This is a genomic window from Suttonella ornithocola (assembly GCF_001889065.1).
GTDB lineage: Bacteria > Pseudomonadota > Gammaproteobacteria > Cardiobacteriales > Cardiobacteriaceae > Suttonella_A > Suttonella_A ornithocola.
Map to the genome: position 1 here is coordinate 1 of NZ_LWHB01000290.1, position 974 is coordinate 974.

A 974-nucleotide genomic window follows, 5' to 3' on the forward strand; every position below is an offset into this window, starting at 1 on the left:
TTGGCTGAACGGCGATGTCAAAGAAGGCGACACCGTGACCATTGATAACGGCACCCTCAGCACGCACACCGTGACCGCAGACGAAGCAACGCGCACAGCATCACAGCCAGCGTAGACATCCCGAGCAGCCAAGACGGCACGGTCGTTGTCAAAGCGAGCGTGACTGCGACGGCTACCGGTAACACGCCGGCGGCCAACAGCGCGCAAGACGACGTGATTGTCGATACCGGCGTGCCGGGAGACGTCAACGGCGACAAAACCCCGAATGGCGCAGACAACGACAGCACCACCCAAGACGGTGCGCCGAAAGTCAGCATCAAAGACGGCGGAGATAATGCACTCAACCCAACTGACCTAGACAGCGGTAAAGCCACAGCAGAGATCAGCATTCCAGCCAACACCAAAGCCGGCGACAGCTTAGTAGTGAGCACCCCAGATGGTGAACAAACCATTCCTGTGACCCAAGAGATGATTGATGCAGGTAAAACAGAAGTGAGCTTCACGCCGAAAGCAGACGGTGAAAATAATGAAGTAACTGCTTATGTCAAAGACCCTGCGGGCAACGAAAGTGCGAAAGGCAAAGACGCCTCGACCAGCCAAACAGGTAACAGCACAGCTGCAGTAACAGGCGTAGAACTTGGTGGTTCGGCGGATGATGGCTACCTAAATGCCAAAGAAGTGGGTGGTCAAGATAGCGTCAGCGTACCGGTCACTATTGGCCTGAACGGCGATGTCAAAGAAGGCGACACCGTGACCATTGATGTTAACGGTACCCTCAGCACGCACACCGTGACCGCAGACGAAGCCAACGCGCACAGCATCACAGCCAGCGTAGACATCCCGAGCAGCCAAGACGGCACGGTCGTTGTCAAAGCGAGCGTGACTGCGACGGCTACCGGTAACACGCCGGCGGCCAACAGCGCGCAAGACGACGTGATTGTCGATACCGGCGTGCCGGGAGACGTCAACGGCGA

1 pseudogene is annotated in these 974 nt (G+C 57.3%); it reads left to right on the forward strand.

The annotated features are described in order from the left end of the window. Positions 1 to 159: 159 nt before the first annotated feature. Positions 160 to 974: pseudogene (locus tag A5N85_RS13815) on the forward strand (hypothetical protein); the annotation flags it as partial.